The 25116-nt window shown below is 34.7% G+C and carries 20 protein-coding genes; 15 read left to right on the forward strand and 5 right to left on the reverse strand.

The genetic code is table 11. The features are described 5' to 3' along the window. The first annotated feature begins 263 nt into the window (after positions 1–263). From thrA to ACEN2K_RS06900, 7 genes are all read left to right on the forward strand, one after another. The gene (gene thrA / locus ACEN2K_RS06870) at positions 264–2711 is read left to right on the forward strand and encodes a bifunctional aspartate kinase/homoserine dehydrogenase I (protein ID WP_441758587.1); all 2448 of its coding nucleotides are present in this window, start codon (positions 264–266) and stop codon (positions 2709–2711) included. 113 nt (positions 2712–2824) lie between these two features. Then, positions 2825–3745, forward strand: a complete 921-nt coding sequence (locus ACEN2K_RS06875) for a homoserine kinase (RefSeq protein WP_441758588.1) — start codon at positions 2825–2827, stop codon at positions 3743–3745. Between the two features lie 117 nt (positions 3746–3862). Next, complete coding sequence (gene thrC / locus ACEN2K_RS06880) at positions 3863–5152, forward strand: threonine synthase (protein ID WP_441758589.1); 1290 nt, start codon at positions 3863–3865, stop codon at positions 5150–5152. 1494 nt (positions 5153–6646) lie between these two features. Beyond that, complete coding sequence (locus tag ACEN2K_RS06885) at positions 6647–6940, forward strand: type II toxin-antitoxin system HigB family toxin (RefSeq protein WP_441758590.1); 294 nt, start codon at positions 6647–6649, stop codon at positions 6938–6940. 5 nt (positions 6941–6945) lie between these two features. Further along, positions 6946–7302 (forward strand): helix-turn-helix domain-containing protein, encoded by a 357-nt coding sequence (locus ACEN2K_RS06890; protein WP_441758591.1) that lies wholly within the window; start codon positions 6946–6948, stop codon positions 7300–7302. A gap of 921 nt (positions 7303–8223) precedes the next feature. Beyond that, complete coding sequence (locus ACEN2K_RS06895; RefSeq protein ID WP_441758592.1) at positions 8224–9264, forward strand: AI-2E family transporter; 1041 nt, start codon at positions 8224–8226, stop codon at positions 9262–9264. A gap of 217 nt (positions 9265–9481) precedes the next feature. After that, the gene (locus ACEN2K_RS06900) at positions 9482–10132 is read left to right on the forward strand and encodes a hypothetical protein (RefSeq protein ID WP_441758593.1); all 651 of its coding nucleotides are present in this window, start codon (positions 9482–9484) and stop codon (positions 10130–10132) included. 80 nt (positions 10133–10212) lie between these two features. On the opposite strand, the gene ACEN2K_RS06905 is transcribed toward ACEN2K_RS06900, so the two are convergent. Next, positions 10213–10752 (reverse strand): YSC84-related protein, encoded by a 540-nt coding sequence (locus tag ACEN2K_RS06905; protein WP_441758594.1) that lies wholly within the window; start codon positions 10750–10752, stop codon positions 10213–10215. Between the two features lie 424 nt (positions 10753–11176). Between ACEN2K_RS06905 and ACEN2K_RS06910 the strand changes: the two genes are divergently transcribed. Next, positions 11177–12058: an alpha/beta hydrolase family protein gene (locus ACEN2K_RS06910; RefSeq protein ID WP_441758595.1), complete on the forward strand. Its 882-nt coding sequence runs from the start codon at positions 11177–11179 to the stop codon at positions 12056–12058. A 61-nt stretch (positions 12059–12119) separates the two neighbouring features. Continuing rightward, positions 12120–12629 (forward strand): GNAT family N-acetyltransferase, encoded by a 510-nt coding sequence (locus ACEN2K_RS06915; RefSeq protein WP_441758596.1) that lies wholly within the window; start codon positions 12120–12122, stop codon positions 12627–12629. 44 nt (positions 12630–12673) lie between these two features. On the opposite strand, the gene ACEN2K_RS06920 is transcribed toward ACEN2K_RS06915, so the two are convergent. Together ACEN2K_RS06920 and ACEN2K_RS06925 are read right to left on the reverse strand one after the other, a co-directional pair. Further along, on the reverse strand, positions 12674–13057 hold the full coding sequence (locus ACEN2K_RS06920; RefSeq protein ID WP_441758597.1) for a DUF3037 domain-containing protein: 384 nt from the start codon (positions 13055–13057) through the stop codon (positions 12674–12676). Further along, positions 13035–13829 carry a HipA family kinase gene (locus tag ACEN2K_RS06925; RefSeq protein WP_441758598.1) on the reverse strand — a complete coding sequence of 265 codons (795 nt, stop codon included), beginning with the start codon at positions 13827–13829 and terminating at the stop codon, positions 13035–13037. Before ACEN2K_RS06925 ends, ACEN2K_RS06920 begins: the two co-directional genes overlap by 23 nt. Before the next feature lie 232 nt (positions 13830–14061). Here ACEN2K_RS06925 and ACEN2K_RS06930 point away from each other — a divergent pair, with 232 nt between their 5' ends. Beyond that, positions 14062–15414: a TlpA family protein disulfide reductase gene (locus ACEN2K_RS06930; RefSeq protein ID WP_441758599.1), complete on the forward strand. Its 1353-nt coding sequence runs from the start codon at positions 14062–14064 to the stop codon at positions 15412–15414. Positions 15415–15443: 29 nt separating this feature from the next. On the opposite strand, the gene ACEN2K_RS06935 is transcribed toward ACEN2K_RS06930, so the two are convergent. Next, positions 15444–16292, reverse strand: a complete 849-nt coding sequence (locus tag ACEN2K_RS06935) for an NAD(P)H-hydrate dehydratase (RefSeq protein ID WP_441758600.1) — start codon at positions 16290–16292, stop codon at positions 15444–15446. 218 nt (positions 16293–16510) lie between these two features. Here ACEN2K_RS06935 and gcvT point away from each other — a divergent pair, with 218 nt between their 5' ends. The 5 genes from gcvT to ACEN2K_RS06960 all read left to right on the forward strand — a co-directional run bounded on the left by gcvT (position 16511) and on the right by ACEN2K_RS06960 (position 23987). Beyond that, positions 16511–17593 carry a glycine cleavage system aminomethyltransferase GcvT gene (gene gcvT, locus ACEN2K_RS06940; protein WP_441758601.1) on the forward strand — a complete coding sequence of 361 codons (1083 nt, stop codon included), beginning with the start codon at positions 16511–16513 and terminating at the stop codon, positions 17591–17593. 200 nt (positions 17594–17793) lie between these two features. After that, the gene (locus ACEN2K_RS06945; protein ID WP_441758602.1) at positions 17794–19839 is read left to right on the forward strand and encodes a S41 family peptidase; all 2046 of its coding nucleotides are present in this window, start codon (positions 17794–17796) and stop codon (positions 19837–19839) included. An 87-nt stretch (positions 19840–19926) separates the two neighbouring features. Continuing rightward, on the forward strand, positions 19927–20640 hold the full coding sequence (locus ACEN2K_RS06950) for a YebC/PmpR family DNA-binding transcriptional regulator (protein ID WP_441758603.1): 714 nt from the start codon (positions 19927–19929) through the stop codon (positions 20638–20640). Between the two features lie 84 nt (positions 20641–20724). Beyond that, complete coding sequence (locus ACEN2K_RS06955; protein ID WP_441758604.1) at positions 20725–21582, forward strand: EamA family transporter; 858 nt, start codon at positions 20725–20727, stop codon at positions 21580–21582. A gap of 332 nt (positions 21583–21914) precedes the next feature. After that, positions 21915–23987 carry a hypothetical protein gene (locus ACEN2K_RS06960; RefSeq protein ID WP_441758605.1) on the forward strand — a complete coding sequence of 691 codons (2073 nt, stop codon included), beginning with the start codon at positions 21915–21917 and terminating at the stop codon, positions 23985–23987. 82 nt (positions 23988–24069) lie between these two features. On the opposite strand, the gene ACEN2K_RS06965 is transcribed toward ACEN2K_RS06960, so the two are convergent. Further along, positions 24070–25110, reverse strand: coding sequence for a PLP-dependent cysteine synthase family protein (locus tag ACEN2K_RS06965; protein WP_441758606.1), 1041 nt, complete (start codon positions 25108–25110; stop codon positions 24070–24072). Positions 25111–25116 lie beyond the last annotated feature (6 nt).

Here is a 25116-nt window from a genome sequence, read left to right on the forward strand (position 1 = left end):
AGGCCCCAACTGTTTTTTGCTCTTTATAAAAAGATGTATTTTTGAAAAACACAATGAAAAGCAATAGCACTACATATCACTCTTCGATAAAGACTCTAATTTTAGGGGGCACTGCTGTTACAACTACTTTTACTACAACTACTACTACCCCTTAGGGGTATACATTATTACATATAGTCCTATTTTATAGTTGTTTCTTTTAAGAAATAAAAATCCTTGGGTGAATAAAAAAAATCCCCTTTTTCAAAATCAAAATGCACAATATGAAAGTATTAAAATTTGGCGGAACTTCCGTAGCCAATGCCATAAATATAAAACTAGTCTTAAATATCGTACAACAGCAAGCGAAACAAGACCAATTAATCGTAGTGGTTTCTGCACTTAGTAAAGTAACCGACTTGCTGCAATTAGCCGCAACAATAGCGGCGTCAAATGACGAAAGTTATAAAGAAATCGTTGCCGAAATTGAGAAAAAACACATCGATACTCTTAAAGAGTTAATTCCTGTAAGTGAACAAAGTAGTTTATTAAGTCATGTAAAACGCATCATCAATCACCTGGAAACCTTATTAGATGGTTGTTTCTTATTAGGCGAATTATCAAATAGAACATCTGATACTATTTTAAGTTTTGGAGAATTACTTTCTTCCTATATTATTGCCGAAGCGCTGAAGCAAAACCTTAAAAGTAGCAGCTATAAAGACAGCCGCGAACTAATAAAAACGAATAACAACTTTGGAAAAGCGGCAGTCAATTTTGAAATTACTAACCAACTGATTGCTTATTTCTATGATGAAAATGATGCTCAAGTAGTAATTATGCCCGGTTTTGTAGCAGCGACACAAGAAGGAATCACAACTACCTTAGGTCGTGGTGGCTCTGATTACACAGCAGCAATTATAGCTGGAGCGCTAAATGCAACTGAATTAGAAATATGGACAGACGTAAACGGTATGTTCACTGCCAATCCAAAAGTGGTGAAGCAAGCGCAACCTATTGCTAACATTTCGTATCAAGAAGCGATGGAATTATCGCATTTTGGCGCCAAAGTGTTATACCCACCAACAATCCAACCTGTTTTAAGAAAAAACATTCCAATTCTAATTAAAAACACTTTTGAGCCAGAAGCCGAAGGAACTTTTATTTCGAATAATGCTGTTGCAAATGGCAATCCGGTAAAAGGAATCAGTCATATTGACAACATCACTTTGATTACGTTAGAAGGCCCTGGAATGATTGGTGTTTTAGGTTCTTCAAAAAGATTGTTTGAAACGTTATCACTGGCTAATGTCAATGTTATTTTTATTACCCAAGCCTCATCAGAACATTCTATCTGTATCGGAATTTTGAATTCAGATGCGCATGCCGCTGAAGAAGCCATCAATAAAGCCTTTGAAATTGAAATATTACAAAACAAAATCGAAGCTTGTATCGTAGAAAAAGATTTATGTATCATTGCTTTGGTTGGTGAAAACATGAAAAACCACCAAGGATTGAGCGGAAAAATGTTTAGTACGTTAGGTAAAAACAATGTGAATATTCGCGCGATTGCTCAAGGTGCTTCCGAAAGAAATATATCGGCAGTTATTAATGAGCGAGATGTGAAAAAAGCCTTGAACACACTTCACGAACGCTTTTTTGAAGACAATACTAAACAATTGAACCTCTTTGTAATGGGTGTGGGTAATGTAGGAGAAAAATTCATTGACCAAATCAACCAACAAAAGAAATATTTAAAAGACAACCTAAAAATAAACCTGAGAGTGATTGCCTTGGCTAATTCTAGAAAAATGCTTTTTGATGAAGAGGGTATTGATTTAAAATCTTGGCAAAACAACCTAGACCAAGCTGAAAAAGCAGATCCACAATTGTTCATCGAGCAGGTGAAGAACCTTAATTTACGTAACAGTATTTTTGTAGACATCACAGCAAACGAAAGCGTTTCTCAAACCTATGCTCAATATTTAAGAGAAAGTGTTGCCGTGGTAACTTGTAATAAAATTGCCTGTTCATCGGCGTTTGACAATTATAAAAACCTAAAAAGTTTATCTCGAAGATACAATGCTCCATTCTTGTTTGAAACGAATGTTGGTGCAGGATTACCGATTATTGATACGGTTAAAAACTTAGTAGCATCTGGTGATAAAGTGAATAAAATTCGAGCCGTTTTATCAGGTAGTTTGAACTTTATCTTCAACAATTTTGATGCAAATCATTCTTTTCATGATGTAGTAAAAGAAGCTGGTGTACAGGGATTTACTGAGCCTGATCCAAAGATTGATTTGAGCGGAATAGACGTTGCTAGAAAAATCCTGATTTTAATTCGCGAAAGCGGTTATAAAATGGAAATTGAAGAGATTGAAAATAAATCTTTCCTTCCTGTTGCCTGTATGGAAACTGTAAATAATGAAGAATTCTTTAAATCTTTGATTGAACATGCTGCTCATTTTGAAGGAATTTTGGCAGAGGCCAATGCCAAAGACAGCCGTTTAAAATTTGTTGCGCAATTTGAAGATGGAAAAGCTAGCGTTGGTTTACAATTCATCCCAAAAGACCATCCTTTTTACAACTTAGAAGGAAAAGACAATATCGTATTGTTTTACACTGATCGTTATGTCGACCAACCTTTATTGATAAAAGGTGCGGGTGCTGGAGCTGCAGTTACCGCTTCGGGGATTTTTGCAGATGTGATTAGGATTGGAAATATATAATTAGTCGTAAAGTCGAATGTCAGAAAGTCTGAAAGACACAAAAGGAACTTTTAGACAATTTATACGACTTTGCCACTTTAAGACTTTAGACTTTAGACTTTAAGACTCATAACATGAATAAAATAAAAATATTTTGCCCCGCAACCATTGCTAATCTCTCTTGTGGATTTGATGTCCTTGGATTGTGTTTAGACAATGTGGGTGACGAAATGATTATTCGAAAATCAGATCAAAAAGGAATTCGTATCACTAAATTAGTCGGTGCCGATTTGCCATTAGAAACCGAAAAAAATGTAGCTGGAGTTGCGGCATTAGCGATGCTAGAAGCGTTAAATTCAGATGCGGGATTTGATATCGAAATCTACAAAAACATCAAAGCCGGAAGCGGAATTGGGAGTAGCGCTGCCAGTTCAGCGGGTGCGGTTTTTGGAATCAATGAATTGTTAGGAAGACCTTTCGAAATTAAAGATTTGGTTCCCTTTGCGATGCAAGGCGAAAAACTAGCTTGTGGTAACGCTCATGCAGATAATGTTGCACCTGCTCTACTGGGCGGATTTACATTAGTAAGAAGTTATAGTCCGCTTGATATTATTAAAATCGAAAGTCCATCAGAATTATACGCCACAGTAGTGCATCCTCAAATAGAATTAAAAACATCCGATGCGCGCTCGGTTTTAAAACAAACGGTTTCCCTAAAAAGCGCTATCATGCAATGGGGAAACGTAGGCGGATTAATTGCTGGTTTGTATACTAAAGATTACGAATTGATTGGTCGCTCATTGCATGACGAAATTGTCGAGCCTTTGCGATCCGTACTGATTCCGGGATTTGATTTAATCAAACAAACTGCTTTAGAAAATGGAGCTTTGGGTTCTGGAATATCGGGTTCTGGGCCTTCTATTTTTGCTTTGAGCAAAGGAGAAACCACCGCAAATAAAATCGCCAAAGCCATGAGTGCTGTTTATGACGAGATGAAATTACCATATGAGATTCATGTTTCAAAAGTGAATCCCGATGGCGTGAGGATTTTATAATACCGAGTCAGATACCAAAATGGATCAGTGAAATAATAGCCGCAGATTCACTGATTTTTAAAAATTATTTTTAATCTGTGAATCTGCGGTAAAAGATTTAAGAAAATATAAGTTACAATGAAATACTACAGTTTAAACCATAACGCACCAAAAGTTTCTTTTCAAGAAGCAGTAATACAAGGATTAGCAAGCGATAAAGGATTGTACTTTCCGGAATCGATAACACCTTTACCTCAAGATTTTTTTGATACTATCGAAAATCTTAGTAACGAGGAAATTGCTTTTCAAGCAATTCGCCAATTTGTAGGCGATGAAATTGCGGAAAGCCAACTAAAAGAAATCATTGCCGAAACACTGTGTTTTGATTTCCCGATTGTAGAAGTGGAAAAAGGCATTTATTCCCTTGAATTATTTCATGGTCCTACAATGGCTTTTAAGGATGTGGGTGCCCGATTTATGTCGCGCTGTTTAGGCTACTTTAACAAAGATAAAAAAGACAGTAAAAATACCGTTTTGGTGGCAACCTCTGGAGATACAGGTGGAGCGGTTGCTAGCGGATTCCTAGGTGTTACTGGCGTTGAAGTCATTATTCTCTACCCTTCTGGGAAGGTGAGTGACATTCAAGAACGTCAATTGACCACTTTGGGACAAAATATTAGAGCACTAGAAGTAGACGGCGTTTTTGATGATTGCCAGGATATGGTTAAAAAAGCCTTCTTAGATGAAAGCTTAAAACATCACAATCTGACTTCGGCGAATTCAATTAATATTGCACGCTGGTTGCCACAGATGTTTTATTTCTTCTTTGCCTATAAAGCATTAAAAAAACAAAATAAACCGTTGGTTTTCTCTTGTCCAAGTGGGAATTTCGGAAATATTTGCGCTGGAATTATCGCCAAAAAAATGGGCTTGCCAGTAGCACATTTTGTAGCATCTACAAACGTAAATGACACCGTTCCTCGTTTCTTAGAAAACGGAATTTACGATCCTAAACCGTCCAAAGCAACGATTTCGAATGCGATGGATGTAGGAAATCCATCTAACTTCATTCGTATTCAGGAAATGTATCAAAATGATTTAGAGCAGTTCAAAAAGGATTTTTCTTCTTTTACCTTCTCAGATGCTGAAACTTTAGAAGCCATGAAAACCATTTACAATACTGACGGTTATATAGCAGAACCACATGGAGCTGTTGGTTATTTAGGATTGAAAAAAGAATTAGAAAACCACCCAAATGCACTTGGTATTTTCTTAGAAACCGCGCATCCAATCAAGTTTTTGGATACGGTAGAACCCACATTAAACGTAAAGCTGCCTATTCCTGCACAAATAGAAAGTGTTATGAACAAGGAAAAAGTAAGTACTAAGATTAAAACCTACGAGCAGTTTAAAGCGTTTTTAGGATAAGACTTAAATAACATTTAAATATACAAACGACTGGAGAGTGATTTTCAGTCGTTTTTTTATGATTTATTTGGGCATGCCGCTACTTCCACTCCGTTGCAGTAGCGTCGGGCTGTACGTTGCAATCTCCCGAAGAAAAATCGGGAGGATTTCCACTGCCATCCCTCATGCGAAAAAAGAGCAACTACAATTATATCAAGAATATCATGCAGTACAGGAACAGCCCATTAAAGCCTATTTGAGGCCCAGATACAGTGCAAAAAATTAGATCAATTTAGTGGATCAAACTTACTCAGTTAAATCTTATTGGAATAAAGAATCCTTTAGCTATTTATTTAACATATAATGAGATTTTATACTGAAAATACATCTTATAAAGCGAGATATATTATCTCTATATTTGTTTAGAAACGGCAACTCAGTAGCGACAATCTACCTCCAAGTGGGTGGATTGTCGCTATTTTATAGACACTATAAATAGGTTATGGGTAAGGCGGCCAAAATTGCGCTGAAACCTCAGCTCCCCAAAATGTAGCACGCTGCGAAAATGTCTCTAACGTTGAGAAATTTAAAAGTTTTATTGTATCCGAAATTGTCAAAAAAATCTTCTGACTTTTACAAACAAAACATACTTCCTAAGTGTCTATACATTACCCAGCCATGCTAGCTGCTCTATATCCAAAATTGTCTGCAACGTTTAATCAGCAACAAAAGTCAGGAGACTTAGATAGCTTCTTATATACTAGTAAAATTTTAAAATTTTGCAAATTTAGGAGGCATTGCGAAGCGGAGCAATGATAATTGGTGAAACAGTAATAAGATTCGAAAAAAATAAGGACTAAAAACTGTTTTAAGCTAGCGGAAATTTAGGGGAATTACCGTTTTTTTATCGTATTTTGGTTCAGCCGAAAATAATCGTATGCGTAAGTTTCAAACATTTAGAACCGCGAGAACGTCGGCGACAATTTTGAGAAAAACGAGATAATATAATATTTTAAAAGTATAAATTATGCTGAAATTTTGGTTAATTGCTATTTTGATTTTTATTGTTTCAACATATATATTGTCGAAATTTACGTTGAAATCAAACAGAGAAGAAACTGGTGAACGAATTTGGAGATTTGGGAATGGAAGGTCTGTTTATTGGCGCATACTTACTTTGTGCAGTTTTGGAATAACTGTTGTTATAATGCTTATTATGCATTGGATTGGAATTCCTATTATTTAAAATAAGTGATTTAAGAGTAAATAAATGCAGACATTCTTTTCTTGAAAATAAAACTAAATAAAACTACCACCAACATACGTTGATTCCGATTGCAGAATATTGTAGAATTGCAGTTTTAATACGTATTATCTTTTCACCAAAAATACTCGTCTTCGAAGTCAGCAACAATCGCAAGCGCGGGAAGGTTGGCACGAATAAGTATTCGAGGCAAAAAATAAAAATCCCGTTTTGGGAACTTTTTTTATTATCTTTGAAAAAAATTAATTCATTTGAGAGTAATCGCTAAAAAAATATTACAAGATTTTTGGGAGATACACGGTGATTGTGAACAACAATTAAAATCATGGTTTCAGGAAGCAAGTACCGCTGAATGGAAAAACCCAAATCAAATAAAATTAGATTATCCTAGCGCTAGTATATTAAATGAAAATAGAATAGTTTTCAATATTAAAGGAAATAATTATAGATTGATTGTTAAGGTAACTTATGAATATCAAATGATTTGGATTAGATTTATTGGAACACATGCAGAATATGACAAGGTTAATGCAGATGAAATTTAAATAATATGGAAATCAAACCTATAAAAACAGAAAACGATTACAATCAAGCTTTACAAAGACTTGAAGTAATCTTCGATGCAAAAAATGGCTCTGCCGAAGGAGACGAACTTGAGGTGCTCGGTATTTTAATTGACAAATATGAAAATGAAAAATTTCCTATCAGCTTACCAGATCCCATTGAAGCAATTAAATTTAGAATGGAACAAATGGGTTACAATCAAAATGATTTAGCAAATATTGTAGGTTTGAAAAGTCGTGCAAGCGAAATTTTAAACCGAAAAAGAAAGCTTTCCTTGGAAATGATAAGAAAATTACACGAAAGTCTACATATACCAACTGACGTTTTAATTCAATCTTATTAAAAGTACTTCACTAAAATACGACTGTAGGGAGTTATGAATTTAGGGTAATTACCCAGCTCTTCAAAGAGTTGCATACTACGCAAACATCTCTGACTATGCGCAATTTAAATGTTTTTATTTAAACTGAAATCATCAAAAAAGTCTCATGACTTTTACAAACAAAACATACTTTCTAACTATCTATACATTACTCAGCCAGTCGGGAAGTTTTGTGAAGCGATGAAGCCCTAGTTGTTCAATCAAAAACTTTCATTATACAACAAATAGGCTAGGGAAACTTAGTCAGAATTTTTATTCAATACGGGAATGGAAGTAGGAATTGCGTGAGGGATAGCAGCTAGCTACCGAAGTAGCGTGTATAGCCCGACAGTATTGCTACAAGGGGCTTTATCAACGCAAAGCTAAGTAAGCCCCTTGATGGAATGCTGGCACGCCCAAATAATTCATTTTAGAATTGAAAAACTATTTTTTTAAGTCCATTGTTAACGATAGCACCTCTACTTTCCTTTGAATGAATTTAATGATTTTTTAGCTAATGCAAAGTATAGGTGAGCAGCCCGCTTGTGAACACAAACAAAAGCGAATAAACATGATCTAAAAAAGCACGGGCAAGATGCTCATCCAGCTCCGTAAATATCATAAACGCTATTCCCTTCCTTATAGAACTGCTTTTTTCTTTGCAAAATGAAGTGTATTATCCGAGGTTATCGCCTACTTGTTTTTTTGCCCTCATAACTTTTCTTATATTTGAAATACGATTGACGTCACGCTATAAATAATTAGGTTTTTCAACATCTTAGACGCTAATCTTTCATAAACCTAAATCCGTTTTTACAAGCGGTAAATTATTTACACTACTAATTTATTTTAGAAGTAATAAAAACGTTTATTAGGAATAATACAACTCCGTAATTAACTACTATGCAGCAAAAAAACGATTCCCATACAAGTCCAGAATACGCTCTTTCCTTTCAAAAAAAGGTATGGATTACAACCGCAATAATTGCTTTTACAGTTTGTTTATTATTAATTTTTAAAGCGACTTTCAGTGTTTTTATATTAATACTAGCGGGAACGCTGATATCCATCTTTTTTAGAGGAGTAAGCGACTTTATAAAACGCAAAACAAAATGGAAAGAGAAAGTCTGCGTCATCATTTCGATTTTGGGAACCTTACTCATAGTGGCAGGATTATTTTGGTTAATTGGCGCGAAGGTGCAGACACAAGTCAATGATCTAGTGGAAACTTTGCCTAAAACTATCGAGAATGTGCAACAGAAAATGAACAATAGTGCACTAGGGGAAGCAATCATTGATAAACTATCTACTAAAAAATCAACAGATAAATTTCAGGTTTTTGCAGGCCAGTTTTTTCAATCTACTTTTGGCGTATTTGCAGATGTCTATGTAATTCTGTTTATTGCCATATTCTTTACCGTAGCACCACAAACGTACATTAATGGCTTAGTACAATTAATTCCTGTAAAGGGACAAAAGAAAGCAAATGAGGTCATTGATAAATTAAGCAGGCAGTTGCGCAACTGGTTAAAAGGAAAATTATTCTCAATGTTTATCGTCTTTGTACTTACAGCGATAGGATTAGCTGTCATCGGTATACCGCTTTGGCTGGTATTAGCGCTTTTGGCAGGTCTAATAAGTTTTATACCTAACTTCGGACCGTTACTGGCTTTAATACCCGCTGTCTTGGTGGCACTGATGCAAAGTCCACAAACGGCGCTCCTAGTTGTGGGATTGTATGCGTTTATTCAATTTGTTGAAAGTAACTTTATTACTACGCTGGTGCAACAAAAATTACTAGACCTCCCTCCAGCACTAATCATCATTGCACAGCTGCTGATGGGAGCCTTAACTGGTGGCTGGGGTTTAATTCTAGCAACACCCATAATCGTTATTGTCATTGTATTAGTTCAAGAATTGTACATCAAAGAACGAGAACAGTAAAAGCTGTATTTAAAATTTCTATTTCAGAATATGGATAATAGAATGCTGCTGTTATTTTGATTTTCTTATTGAACTTCTAAAAAATGGGAAAAGTTGGTTGTTCGAAAGCTACTTATACTCCTATAAACTCAAATCAAAAGCCAATAATCGTATTTAACGGCGCTATTCCTATAATAATGATTAATTTTACAATAAACATTAAATACACAATAGCACGATGAAAAAACTAAAACTAATTGCTCTTGCAATGATCATGGTTAGCGCAGTAAGCTGTAAAGATGCTAACAAGAGTACTGAGGAGACTACTACTGATATCCAAACTACTGAAACAACCACCGCTGGAAATTATAGTGTCATAAATGACTCTACCAAAGTGAGTTTTGTTGCTTACAAAACCACTGATAAAGTAGCTGTAGGAGGAAAGTTTAAAGAAATTAACCTAACAGATACAAAGCAAGGAAAAACAGCATTAGAAGCTTTGAATGGTACAAAATTTAGTATTCCGGTAAGTAGTTTATTTACTAATGATGCGTCAGGAACTAGAGATCCTAAAATTTTAAAATTCTTTTTTGGAGTGATGAAAAATAGCGAACTTATCTCTGGGGAGTTTAAAGTTGCTGGCGATAATAGCTGTTCGATTGATGTGACCTTAAACGGACAAACAGCAAACATTCCTTTACAATATACTACTACTAGTGATACTAAATTGTCTTTTGACGGTGTTATGAATTTAGAAAAATGGGATGGTTTAGCGGCTGTTGCTTCAATTAACAAAGCCTGTGAAGCCTTGCACACGGGTACAGATGGTGTCAGTAAAACTTGGAGCGAAGTAGCGGTTCACGCCGATGTTGTATTCAACAAGATGTAAAAATATATAGTTTATGCTATAAAAAAAGCTCCTCACATTTTACTAATTGAGGAGCTTTTTTATTTTTTATCGAATTTGAATTACATGCCTTTGAAATCAAATTTTTGTCCACCAATAGAGGCTTCATACATCAGTCCGCCTTTTTGCATAGTAAAAACCATCACGCCATCAGTATATTTTACGTTTGCAGAAGCACCTTCAGTGGCAGCAACTGCAGAGGCTTGTGCTGAAAATTCAAAACGACTCGCTTTGAAACGCTCTAACTCTGATTTGCTTTCAAAAAAGATGACTTCACGATAGGCTTGTCCTCCGGCTTGAAAACCAATACTTAGCTGAGACAACTTTGCCATTCCAACTATGGCACCATCTTCGTAAACCACTCCGTTACCAGCAGCAGCACCAATACCTAAACCTCCTTTTCCTACATTTGGAAAAATAACATATCCAGCTGCATTGTCAAACAGACTCTGCATCAGGGCATCGCTTTTTATAAATTCTACTTTCGCTGCCTTACTATCCGCTATAATTTTTGCTTTTTTAGAACTTGATTGTCCGAACATAGGGCTAATTGTTAGCATTAAAGCCACCATAATCAACCCGATACTATTTAATTTTTTCATGATTATTTTTTATTTAGGATTACTCTTTTTTTACTTTACTCAAAGATAAAACATTTATAGCTTTTAAGGGCAAACTATCTGAATAACAATGTTATAACATTGTAATCTAGTGTTACACTCTAGTCACCTAATTCCTTCTAAAACACTAATTTTCCGTTCGTTACTGCGTTTTTGTTTTTTCAAAACGGCGTAAGGGATTGCGGCGATATCCTTTATTTTTTTTAAATAAAGATTAAGCCAAAAGCCCGACCCCAAAGCTGTAGTGATTCTCTTTAATGTGTTATCTTTCTGCTTTGGGGTTACGCCCAAAACAGCGCACTACTACAGTTTTTACTACAGTTATCCATCAGGTAATCAATGCCCCTGATCTGATTAGTAAACTGTCAAAATAATTATTAAGTTTGATTGAGAATTTAAAACTACTATGAACAACACGAGCAAATCCTTTTATGTAGGTAGCCGAATACTAACTATTGATGACCCTAAAAATGGTCTTTCGTTTGCTGCTGTACTGCACTACCCTGCGCTAGAAAAAAGTACAACAGTTCGCTTTGGTCCCTACTTAATGGATGTATCAGTTGATGCTATAATTGCTCCAGGCGTGTTTCCAGTAGTAATCGTCTCTCACGGTAATAGCGGATCTCCTTTTGTATATCGAACAATCAGTACGCATTTAGCCGCTCGAGGATATATCGTGGCGATGATTGAACATTACGGTAATAACCGCAACGACAATACACTGGCCGACAGTCTTAAAAATCTCGAATACAGACCACTGCATCTCAGTTTCACAATTGATGGGCTAATAAATGACAGTGAAATCAAACCACATTGTGATACTGATAAAATTGCGGTTATAGGACATTCTTTTGGTGGGTATACTGCATTAGCAGCTGCTGGCGGTTCACCTTATGCCAGGACAGGCGAATTGATTAGCACCAAAAAAGACTCCCGAATTAAAGCCTTAATCTTGATGGCTCCCGCAGCTGGGTATTTTAGTCCTGAAAAGGCATTGCAAGAAGTCAACATCCCTATATTGCTGTACACTGCTTCTGAAGATATTTATACTCCTAAACAGTGGACTTCAGCTGTGATCCTAAAAGGTGTTCCAAACACCGAAAATGTAATAGTTAAAGAAATAAAGAACGCAGGACACTTCTCATTTCTTAGTCCGTTTCCAGAGGCAATGGCGAATCCTAATTTCCTGCCAGCAACAGATCCTGAGGGATTTGACAGAGCGGCTTTTCACCAGGAACTTCCTGTAGCTATTTTACATTTTTTAAATGAAAAATTAGGTATCGAATAATGGCTCTTTTTTTATCTTTGAAAAATTAAATTCAGCATTCACTATAGCGCAAAACTTACTAATGATTACAAAAGCAACACTACAAGACGTTTCTCCATTAACTATTTTGATAAACTCAGCGTATCGCGGAGAAACTTCTAAAAAAGGTTGGACTACCGAAGCCAACTTACTAGAAGGCAAGCGTACAGATGAGCAGGAGTTAACCGAAATTCTACAAGATGAAAAAAGCACTATTCTAAAATTCACAGAAGACAAGCAAATTTTAGGTTGTGTCTTGCTGATTGAAAAAGAATCGAAACTCTATTTAGGAATGCTTACTGTAAATCCTGAACTGCAAAATAGCGGCATTGGTAAAAAATTGTTGGCCGAAGCAGATCTACACGCCCACAAACTAGGATTATCCAAGATTGTAATGACAGTGATATCGGCAAGGGAAGAGCTGATTGCTTGGTACGAGCGTCATGGTTTTGAAGATACTGGAGAACGAGAAGCATTCCCAGTGAGTGACATTCATATTCCGATTGTAGATCAAAAATTAGAGTTTATGGTTTTAGAGAAAACTATCGGATAAAAAATAAGGCGACAAAATGCATTGGCCGCCTTTACTCTTGCATTTTAAAGCACTAGTTCTTCAAATAAGCGCTGGACTGTTTGATCTAAATCATCACAAATTCCCGGATGTGGCCTGGAAGTTTGGATGACCGAACTACGCAAGGCGGTTAACCAACGAAAGCGCGACGGAATATCCATCATAGCTATTGGTCCGCCCTCTTTACTACCATGAGCCACTTTCTCGAAAGCGTTGATATTAGCTTGAATTTGCACTACATCAGCCTCCGCATCTAGAGCTATAATTTTTTCTAGCGGCACTAAATGCTTAACTTTTATAAATTTGGCTTTTTTGCAAAATAGAATAATCCCTACATTCAGGAATTCTTCGCGTTCTACCCTAGGCACAACCCGAATGACAGCATACTCATATAAGTTTTTCTCTTGCATTTTGTGCTTCCTTTATAAAAATTTCTGAATGGTTTAATCTAGTTAATAGGAACTGCAGATAGACATTTCGCAATTCAGTTGGAGTGGCTTCAACATCTTCCCACTGCAACCACTCTTCTGGAATTAAATCTACAATAGCAGTTAATACTTCTGTGCTTAGTAATTTCCTGAATGCCGCATCGGTTGCTTCTAATGCAATTGCTTGAGGCAACAACACATGGTCTTTGATTAGTGCAAACGGGCTTTGCGCATGCTTTTCCCAGTTGGTCCAGGAATGATGAAAATAGAGACTCGCACCGTGATCAATAAGCCATAATTCCTTATGCCATATCAACATATTGGTATTTCTAAATGTCCTGTCAACATTAGTGATATAGGCATCCAGCCATACAATTTGTGAAGCCAGTACGGGATCAACAACGGTAACAACGGGATCGAAATTAATAGCACCTGATAGAAAATGAAGCGCCAGATTCATTCCTTGACTTCCTTGCAGTAAATCTTGAATTTCCTCATCGGCCTCCGTTCGTCCAAAAGCTTCGTCTAGATTAGCAAAAACCAATTCGGGCATTTTCATTCCCAAAGCACGGGCAATCTCTCCACCAATTAACTCGGCGATTAAGGCTTTGACACCATGACCGGCACCTCTAAATTTAAGGACATATTTAAAATCATCATCGGCTTCCGCCAAAGCAGGCAAAGAGCCGCCTTCGCGCAAAGGCGTGATGTACCGCGTAACATTTACGGTTCGAAGATTGAAGTTGGTTTTCATATTCGGAATTTACTGAAGTACAAACTTACAAATAAGTTGAGTTGATTACCTACTTCAGTTAAAATTACTGTTGCATTTCTAAACTTAAAATATTGTTATGTAAAAGCCTCCATTATTTCGAAGAATATAAATAGAATGAAATTACAATTGTGAGTATTATTCCACATTAGCTAGATAATTAATTTATTAATAAGAATTTCCTTTATATTTGATTAACCTTAAAAATCAACCGATGAAGAAGAGTATTTATTTATTGCTACTTTTAGTTTTTGCCTCGTTTACCACTTCAAATGAGATAATAACACTCTCAGGAAAAATCACAAATACAGAGAATGGCCAAATTACCATTAAAGGACAATCGTTTGAGAAAGAAATCAAGTTAAAAGCTGACGGGACTTTTTCAGAAAATATAAGGATTGCATACGATGGAATTTACAGTCTTGAAACTGGTAAAAACAGCATGCCGATCTATTTCTCAAAAGGAACAAAATTAAATCTTATCGCTGACGATAAGGCTTTTAATACAACCTTAAAATATACCGGAACAGGAAGTATAGAGAATCAATATATTGCCGAAAAATCTATTATAACTTCTCAAATTTCAGATGAAGAATTGTATAAACTAGATGAACCAGAGTTCTTAAAAAAAGTCAATGAAATTAAAACTGCTATTTCAGCATTGTATAATAAAACTAAATTCTCTAATACTTATTTTAAAGAAAAAGAGGTTGCAGACATTCATTATTTAGAGCAGAAACACTTTTTAAATTACAAATATTTACATGCTTATCATGCCCATTTGAATGGATTTGAAGTTTCTGATAAATTTCCAGAATTTGACGAGAAAATAGATTTGGACAATGATGCTGATTTTTTGTTTTCAAATTACTATAAAGAAATTACCTTCCGTAAATTCTTCGAAAATATTAAAGGTGATGGTAAAAGCTTTTTTGTTTCTCTTAAGGATGCAATTCCAGAAATCAAAGCACTTAAAAGTCAAAACATAAAAAACAGTTTAATTGAATATAATATAAATGATATTAATATTGAAAATTCGAACTACGAACAACTATATAACGAATATATTTCTATTACAAATGATCCAAAATTAATTGAGAAACTAACCTTTTATTTTAATAATGTAAATGCATTAGTGCCTGGCAAACCGTCTCCAAAATTCGATTATGAAAACCAAAAAGGTGGAAAAACCTCTTTAGAAAGCCTAAAAGGAAAATATATTTATATTGATGTTTGGGCGACCTGGTGTGGCCCTTGTCTTCAAGAAGTACCATTCCTGCAAAAAGTGGAAGAACAATATCGTGGTAAAAATATTGAGTTCGTCAGCATTTCAGTTGACAACATAAAAGACCAGGAAAAATGGAGTAATCTTGTAAACACAAAACATTTGGGAGGCATTCAATTATTGGCAGATAAGGACTTAAGTTCTGACTTTATTAAACAATATGGTATTTTAGCAATTCCCAGATTTATTCTTATTGATCCAAATGGTAATATCGTAAATCACGATGCTCCTAGACCATCAGATTCTAGTTTAATTGATCTTTTCAACGAATTGAAAATATAAGATTTACTAAAGCCCTTTTATAAGGGCTTTTAATTTGTAATACTCAAAAATGCTTTCCCAAGATACTTAATAATATCTGAAGCAATGAAAGACTGATAGCCCGTTTCAGGCAGAGCAATATCTGCGGTTAAACCATGAAGATAAACTCCTAAAATGGCAGCATCCAATGGTTCATAAGCTTGTGCCAATAAACTGCAGATTATCCCAGTAAGTACATCACCACTACCCGCAGTTGCCAAGGCAGCATTTCCGGTTGTGTTTTTATAAACATTTTCCCCATCAATAATATGTGTGGGGGCTCCTTTCATGACGATAATCAAATTATATTGTTTAGAAAAGGCAATTGTTTTATCGAATTTATCTTCTTCTGAATGCCATTTACCTATTAAACGTTCTAATTCTTTGGGATGTGGCGTTAGGATTGTTTTGGGTTGTAATAATACCAACAACTCTTTGTTATTTGACAAAATATTCAACGCATCAGCATCGATTACTAAAGGCACTGTATTGGTTTTTAAGAAATTATGAACAGCTTTTTGAGTTTCACTTTCTTGTCCTAAACCTGGACCAATCGCAATGGCTTGTGGTTTTATGTCGAATGTGATATTCGAAATGTATTCCTCACTTTCATCAGTAAGCGTCATTACTTCAGGATTTGAAATTTGCAAAATTTCGTAACCACATTCAGGAACGTAGGCCGTTACTAGTCCGCAACCCGTTTTGAGACAGGATTTTGACGCTAGAACAGCCGCTCCTATCTTCCCATAACTTCCAGCTATAATTAATGCGTGCCCTTGGATCCCTTTGTGCGTATGAGAATCAATTGGTTTATAACGTTTTTGGATTTCACTTTTATTGATAAAAATGGGTTGTCTCATTTTTGAATTATTTATTTAAAAATACAAAATAAATTAGGAAACGAAAGTCCCTAGCCCAGATTGAAATGGAAATCCTTTTTATTTTTTCTTTAAAAATAAAAAGATTATAATGTAAAGCTGGAAATAGCTCCTAAACGCTACTGAATTTACATATTTGATGCCTTAAATATGATAATTTTTCAATAAATTAGCCACTTCAAATTTTATAACCATACACAATGAAAAATACTGCGCTTACGCACATACATGAAAGTTTGGGAGCAAAAATGCTTCCGTTTGCTGGATACAATATGCCAATTACTTACGAAGGGATTAATGCTGAACATGAAACGGTACGAAATGACGTAGGGGTTTTTGATGTTTCGCACATGGGAGAATTTTTACTTACTGGTCCAAACGCTTTGGCTTTGATCCAAAAAGTAACTTCAAATGATGCGTCAGTATTGACTGTAGGTAGAGCGCAATATTCTTGTTTACCAAACAATGACGGTGGTGTCGTAGATGATTTAATTATCTATAAAATGAAAGAAGAGCAGTATTTATTAGTTGTAAATGCTTCTAATATTGAAAAAGACTGGAACTGGATTTCATCTCATAATGACTTAGGAGTGGACATGAAAGATCTTTCGGAAGATTACTCTTTACTAGCCATTCAGGGACCAAAAGCAGTTGAAGCGATGCAATCGTTGTCTTCAATAGATCTTTCTGCTATCAAATATTATCATTTTGAAGTGGCTGATTTTGCTGGAATTGACAATGTAATTATCTCTGCAACTGGTTATACAGGTTCAGGTGGATTTGAAATTTACTGTAAAAATAGTGAAGTAGAACAAATATGGAACAAAGTTTTTGAGGCTGGAGCAGCTTTCGCAATCAAACCTATTGGTTTGGCAGCGAGAGATACGTTGCGTCTTGAAATGGGTTTCTGTTTGTACGGAAATGATATTAGCGACACGACTTCTCCGCTTGAAGCAGGATTGGGCTGGATTACTAAATTCACTAAAGAATTCACCAATTCTGAAAACTTGAAAAAGCAAAAAGAAGAAGGACTTACTAGAAAATTAGTGGCTTTTGAAATGCAAGAACGTGCCGTACCAAGACATGATTACGAAATTGTAGATGGAACTGGAGCTGTGATTGGGATTGTAACTTCCGGAACAATGTCGCCTTCCATGAATAAAGGTATTGGTCTTGGTTATGTAACTGTCGCTAATAGCGCCCTGGATAACGATATTTATATCCGTATTAGAAAAAAAGATGTACCAGCAAAAGTGGTGAAATTGCCATTTTACAAGAAATAAAATAAATAATTAGCTGTACCGCTAAAACACTAGTTCACCTTTTTACCCATTTTGGGTATTAACTATGAACTAGCGTTTTAGCGGTTTTTTATTGGGTATAGCTTTATAATCTGTATAAACAGTAGCTGCTTTATACCGCTTTGTGTAACTTTAGGGTTAAATTAAATAATCTCTCTACTTTTTTAATCCACGGTGTCGAAATGAATAAATTTTCACTTGTCTTTTTACTAACTACATTTTCGCTATTTGCTCAAAATGAAGTTAAAACATGCGAAATACTTTCTCAGATACATACGTTAATTCAAAAAGAACACCTCAATCCTAAGGCTGTAGATGACAGCCTATCAGTTTATGTTTTTGACGGTTTCATTGATTATTTAGATCCTTTGAGGGTGATTTTCCTAAAATCAGAATACGATTTACTTTCTCAAAAGTACCGTTTAAACATTGATAATGCTATCAATACTCACAACTGCCATTTTATAACAGATATAGTTTCTATCTATAGGAATGACCTGCTAAGAAACCAAGCAACTTTAGAGAAAATAGACGTTAATCCTATCGATTATGATTTTAAGGATACTGTGCGATTCTACAAAAAGATATTTCCAATCTACCTTTTAGAAAACAGTGTCGAAAAGGTGCTGAAGAAAAAAATAAGGTATGAAATTCTAGAAGAAATTGCTTCAACCACTAAGAATGTAGATTCTATTAATTTTCTTTTTACTAAAATGGAACGGCAGACCAAAAATAAAATCATAGAAAATGAAATTTGTAAAATAAATACTCTTTTACAAAGCGACACGGCATTAACGCAGGCATTTTACAATCTTTTTTGTAGTTATTTTGATCCACATACCGCGTTTTTTAGTACTGATTCTAAGTCCACTTTCTTAGCTTCCTTATCCAAAGAGCATCTTTCTTTAGGGCTCAATATGATGCTAAATGAAAACAACGAAATTATTATTTACGATGTGGACCCAAACGGCCCGGCTTTTCGAACTGGAAAAATTCAAAAGGGTGATCAAATAATTGCTGTTTCTAATTTTAATGAATCTGTACAAGTATCCTGTGCGACATTAGAGTCTATCGCTACTTTAATACAGTCCGAAAACAATGCTAAGATCCTGTTGACACTTAGGCGGAATTCTGGAAAAAACTTTGAAGTTTTAGTCGAAAAGCAAACCATCAGAGATGAAGGGAATACCGTTTATAGCTTTGTTGTAGAACAAAACAAGAATAAATACGGTTATATAAAAATTCCTAGTTTTTATGGAGATATTGAAGGAGACAGCGGAAAAGGCTGTGCCGAAGATACTGCCTTAGAAATTATAAAGCTACAAAAAGATGCTGTAAAAGGAATTGTAATTGATCTGGTGGACAACGGAGGAGGTTCTATGGAAGAGGCCATTAAACTCGCAGGAATGTTTATTGACGCTGGACCTATATCTATCGTTATTGATAATAAATTGACCAATAACATTATCTATGCTCCTTATAAAGGAATGCTTTACAAAGCGCCTATCGTCATTCTTGTTAACAGTAACTCGGCTTCTGCTAGTGAATTTTTCACTGCCATCATGCAGGATTACAAAAGAGGACTAGTTTTAGGGAGTAGAACAGTCGGTAAAGCGACAATGCAAAGCATTTTTCCCTTAAGCACCATTAATAATGAAAACTTTATTAAAGTAACCATCAATAAATTTTACAGCATTACGGGCAAAAGCCATCAAGGAGTCGGAATTACTCCTGATGTTCTACTACCAGAATTGTACGAAAATATTATACCTAAAGAGGATAGTTTTCCCACGGCTTTTAAAAATGATAGCATCACTACATTTACAAAACCTAATCCTTATTTAAAAGAAAAACAATTTAATGAAATTGTAAAAAACTGTCAGAACAGAATAGCGATAAATCCCTATTTCACGCAGCTAAAACAGTTAAATCAGAAAATAGCGCTGTCATTAAAACAAACACGATTAGCAGTTCCCATTACCATCACCAATGTGTTTGATGAGCAGCTTGCCGTTAACAAAGTCTGGGATGAAATTAATTCGCTACAAAACGCGGTGAATAATTTCAAGATTTACAATTCTACCATTAATAGCTATCTTTTATCCCTTTATCCCAATCAAAAAAACAGCAACAACCTACAATTAGACAACTTAAAAAAGAATCCTTATTTGAATGAGGCCATATCAATACTAGAAGAATTTAATTCTTATAAAAAATACGCAAATTAAGTTAATTTCTTAAAAAAGAAGACTACTTGATTTTGGTTAAAATAACTAATAACTGTATTTTTGCAGTTCAAAATAATAAACTTAGAAATGGGAAGAGCGTTTGAATTCAGAAAAGGTAGAAAAATGAAACGTTGGTCAGCAATGGCTAAAGCATTTACCAGAATTGGAAAAGACATTGTAATGGCCGTTAAGGAGGGTGGACCCAATCCTGAAGCCAACTCAAGATTAAGAGCCGTTATTCAAAATTCAAAGGCAGCAAATATGCCTAAAGAAAATGTGGAACGTGCAATCAAAAAAGCAACTGATAAAGATACAGCCAACTATAAAGAAGTTTTGTTTGAAGGCTATGCTCCTCATGGAATAGCGATTCTTGTGGAAACGGCTACTGATAATAACAATAGAACAGTTGCTAATGTCAGAAGTTATTTTAACAAATGCAACGGGACCATGGGAACACAAGGTTCAGTTGAATTTATGTTTGACCATACTTGTAATTTTAGAATTCCTGCTGAAGGACTTGATGCTGAGGAATTAGAATTAGAATTAATTGATTTTGGAGCAGAAGAAGTTTTTGAAGATGAGGACGGAATTTTAATTTATGCACCTTTCACTAGCTTTGGAACCATCCAAAAAGAATTAGAAAATCGCAATATCGAAATCCTTTCTTCTGGATTTGAAAGAATTCCTCAAATCACTAAAAAGCTATCAGAAGCTGAAATGGCTGATGTAGAAAAATTGATTGAAAAAATGGAAGAAGACGATGACGTTATGAACGTGTATCATACTATGGAAGAAGCATAATACTTCTTTCTTACAATAGATAAAACTCTAGCTTCGGCTGGAGTTTTTTGTTTGAAATTATTTAAAATTTTAAAATCAATTCGCATGTTATTTCTTCTATTAAGTATATTATGTAGCGTTACAGTAGGCGTTATCTTTAAAGTTGCTCGAAAATATACCATTAGTACGACCCAAATCGTAGCTTGGAATTATTCCTTTGCTTTATTGCTTAGTTATGCCTTTTTTAGTTCTAATTTACAAGCTATAGATACAACAGCGCCTTGGGGTATTTATATTCCATTAGGTATTTTATTACCAACTATTTTTTTGTTCTTAGCTGCTTCTATTAAATATATGGGAATTGTAAAAACAGATGCTGCGCAACGGCTTTCGCTCTTTATTCCTATCTTAGCCGCTTGGTTGCTATTTAATGAAGAATTCAATAGCATGAAGCTTATTGCCTTTATTATTGCACTACCCGCTTTACTGCTTATTCTTTCCAAAAAAACAGATAATACTAGTAATAAATGGATTTATCCAACGGTAGTTTTATTTGGTTTTGGAGCGATTGATATTTTGTTTAAGCAAATCGCATTAACCACAAGATTGCCATTTACGAGTTCGTTATTTGTTGTATTTGCAATTTCGTTAGTCATTATGATTGCTGTCATTCTTTATGAATTAGCCGTTAAAAAAGTAAAAATAAATAGTATCAATTTGCTATTGGGAGCTTTAGTGGGTGTTTTTAATTTTGGGAATATTTTATTTTATCTCAAGGCACATCAGGCTTTCGCCAAAAATCCATCTACCGTATTTGCTGCAATGAATATGGGTGTGATTATAGTGGGAAGTCTCGTCGGAATTTTAATTTTTAAAGAGAAAGTTAGCCGTTATAATTATATTGGCTTACTATTAGCTATAATTGCAATAGTGCTTATCACCCTTTCTCAGCTAGTGAATTAATAAACAAAGATGGATTACATCATCTTTATAAGTAGTATATTACCTGCCTAATTGTTTCATAAGTAAGTAAATTGATTCTCACAAAGCAAAGATGGAACTGTGATAGATGAGTATTGTTTTATATTTTTTTACATCATTGCAAGTTCATTATATTTGCTGCTTCTCCGATAAATGAAACAATAAAGAAATGGCAAAATTGCAAGCCATTCACAGGATAATTTTAAAAAAGAGAATTCAGTCTCTTAACATACAGAATACCAAAGGGAAAACGAGCTTTTAAGTCGGTTTTCCAAAGACTATCGTTCTACAGAACGTTTTAAATTATAGCATATATGACAAACAATATTCTAATTGAAAATCAATATAAAAGAAGCAGTTTATTTGAAAAAGAAAATGTTAACTACTTAGTTCGCATTTTAAAGAGATTTAATACCGTCCCAAAAATTAATAACATCAATATTATTACCTCAACAAGTAATCCTACTGTTTTTAAGATTGTACCCAACAAATCGATCATAATTGGCTCCTCATTTTTAGACAAACCCATATTAGCATTAGTATATTTAAGATATGGTATTGAATGGCAGTTGTGGTATAAAGCGTTAAATAACGAAAAAAAAGATGCTGTTTTATGTGATATAGCAGCACTAGAAGTGACTCGTATATTTTATAATTTACTTCCCAAAAACGATAAAGAAAAATTAGAAAATCTTGATTATATTTTAATAAATTTAATCAAAAATGATACTGAATTTAAGACCGAAACTTTGCTAAAACACGAAGAGCTGCAATCTTTCCACGGTTTAGAGACTTCAAACACCCCACTTAAAGAATCTTGGAGACCTATTGTCGAAAATCTAGCAAAACCCACAGAATACTTATTAATGTCTGGAGGAGATCTCAGACTGAATATTGACGAAATTCATTTGCTAAACAAATACGGGTGTCGTCCATTTCCAAGACCTGATGCCTTTACATTTGCTTCATCAACAGCATCCAGCGTTTCTAACTTTGCTTTTGACAAAACAGATAAAGTGAGAAGTATATTAATTAGAAACAGCTTGAAAAATGGTTTTAAAACTACTACAGCAGAATTTTCTGAATTACTAAAAAGCAACCTTAGAAAAATTTTCAAATTGAATGAGGAATGTGAAATTATTTTTTCACCGTCAGGTACTGATTCTTCTCTTCAAATTGCAGCGATTACACAGATTGCTTCTGATAAAGAAATTACACATATTTTAGTAGCCTCTGATGAAACGGGTAGCGGTGTGGCATCTGCATTAAAAGGCTGTCATTTTGAAAACACTACTGCACTTAATTTCCCTATAAAAAAGGGAGATAGAATCGAAGGTTTTAGAGATGTTGATTTAATTAAAATTCCATTCAGAGATGAAAATGGTGCGTTAAAATCGGCTAAGCAATTAGATGAAGAAGTATTTACTGCTGTTTTAAAAACCAAAGATCAAGGCAGACATGTAGTGTTGCATACTATGGATCAGTCAAAATTAGGTTATCAAGCGCCTAGTGACGCCTTTATTAAAAAGCTAAATACGCTCGAAGATTTGTCTATTCAAATAATTGTAGATGGCTCCCAGCTAAGATTAGATCCAAAAGACATACAAAATTATTTAAACAAAGGATATATTGTTACCGTAACAGGTAGTAAATTTTTCACAGGCCCTCCGTATTGTGGCGCCTTAATTCTTCCTAAAAATGTGAATAAATTAATTCACTCTATAAAGAATACATTACCTAAAGGTTTAACCCAATATTACAATCATTCTGACTGGCCTGCTTCTTGGTTCTGTTCCAGTGATTTGTCTGACGGTTATAACTATGGTTCTTATATGCGCTGGAATGCTGCCGTGGTGGAAATGGACCGATATTACAAAACCCCCATTTTATATCGAAATATGGGAATTGAAATGTTTTGCAATTTTGTTGAAGATTCTATACAAGACGCTAGTTTTTTACAGCCTATTTATGGTAACGAAGCTAAAACGAATAGTTATAATAGTAAAGAGTTTGGAATAAGAAACATTCGCACCATTTTTCCTTTCTTCATTCTAAAAGACAATCAGGCGTTATCAGTTGATAAAGTAAAGAAATTATATACTTTATTGAATTCTGATTTGTCCAAACAGTTTGAAGATTCTTCTATAGAAATCATTCGGCTTGCTGCCCAAAAATGCCATATCGGTCAAGCGGTTAATGTAAAATACACTAATGAAATCGAAAGTGCTATATTAAGAATTAGTCTGGGTTCAAGAGTAATTTCTGAAAGTTGGGTCAATAGAGATATTAGTCTCTTTTTTAGAAATATAGAACTGCAAATGAACCAAATCACCATCACTATTAAAAAGATAGAATTAATACTTAGTAATCCTGAATTGTTAGATTAAGTCGCTAAAAATAACCTTTAATAGTCAATAAAAAGCCCCATTTGCACTAGCAAATAGGGCTTTTAAATATATTACTTTAATATTATTTGATCATTTCGATTTTCTGAGCTTCTTCTTCGTTAACACTATCAAAGAAACCTTGTTCGTTCATCCAATCATCGCTAAACACTTTACTCATATAACGAGAACCATGATCTGGGAAAATGGCAATAACATTACTGTTTGCATCAAATTCTCCTTCTTCTGCATACTGCTTGATAGCTTGCATTACTGCTCCAGAAGTATAACCAACAAACAATCCTTCTTTACGAGTAATTTCTCTTGCTGTATGGGCGCTCTCTTCATCAGTTACTTTCATGAACTTATCGATCATGTCAAAATCAGTAGCCGATGGAATCAAGTTTTTACCTAGACCTTCAATTCTGTAAGGATAGATTTCGTCGTTGTCAAATTCTCTTGTTTCATGGTATTTTTTCAATACAGAACCAAATGCGTCAACTCCAAGAATTTTAATATCAGGATTTTGCTCTTTTAAGTATTTTGCCGTTCCAGAGATCGTTCCACCAGTACCACTACAAGCTACTAAATGTGTGATTTTACCGTTTGTTTGTTTCCAAATTTCAGGTCCCGTAGAATTGTAATGCGCGTCAATATTCAATTGATTAAAATACTGATTGATGTAAACAGATCCTTTAGTTTCTTCGTGTAATCTTTTAGCAACATTATAATAAGAACGTTCATCATCTGCAGAAACGTGAGCTGGACATACATATACTTTAGCACCTAAGCTACGTAACATATCGATCTTATCTTTGGATGATTTTGAACTTACAGCAAGAATACAATTGTAGCCTTTGATGATACTTACCATTGCTAAACTAAATCCAGTGTTTCCAGATGTAGTTTCAATGATGGTATCTCCTGGAGATAAAATTCCTTTTTTCTCGGCCTCTTCAATAATATATAACGCGATTCTGTCTTTAGAGGAATGCCCCGGATTAAAAGCTTCTACTTTAGCATAGAAATTACCTTCTAACTTTTCGGTGACTTTGTTTAATTTAATAAGTGGTGTATTACCTATTAATTCTAAAACATTGTTATAAGCATTTATTTCTTCTTTCATAAAAAA

The sequence above is a fragment of the Flavobacterium sp. W21_SRS_FM3 genome (assembly GCF_052113625.1).
GTDB lineage: Bacteria > Bacteroidota > Bacteroidia > Flavobacteriales > Flavobacteriaceae > Flavobacterium.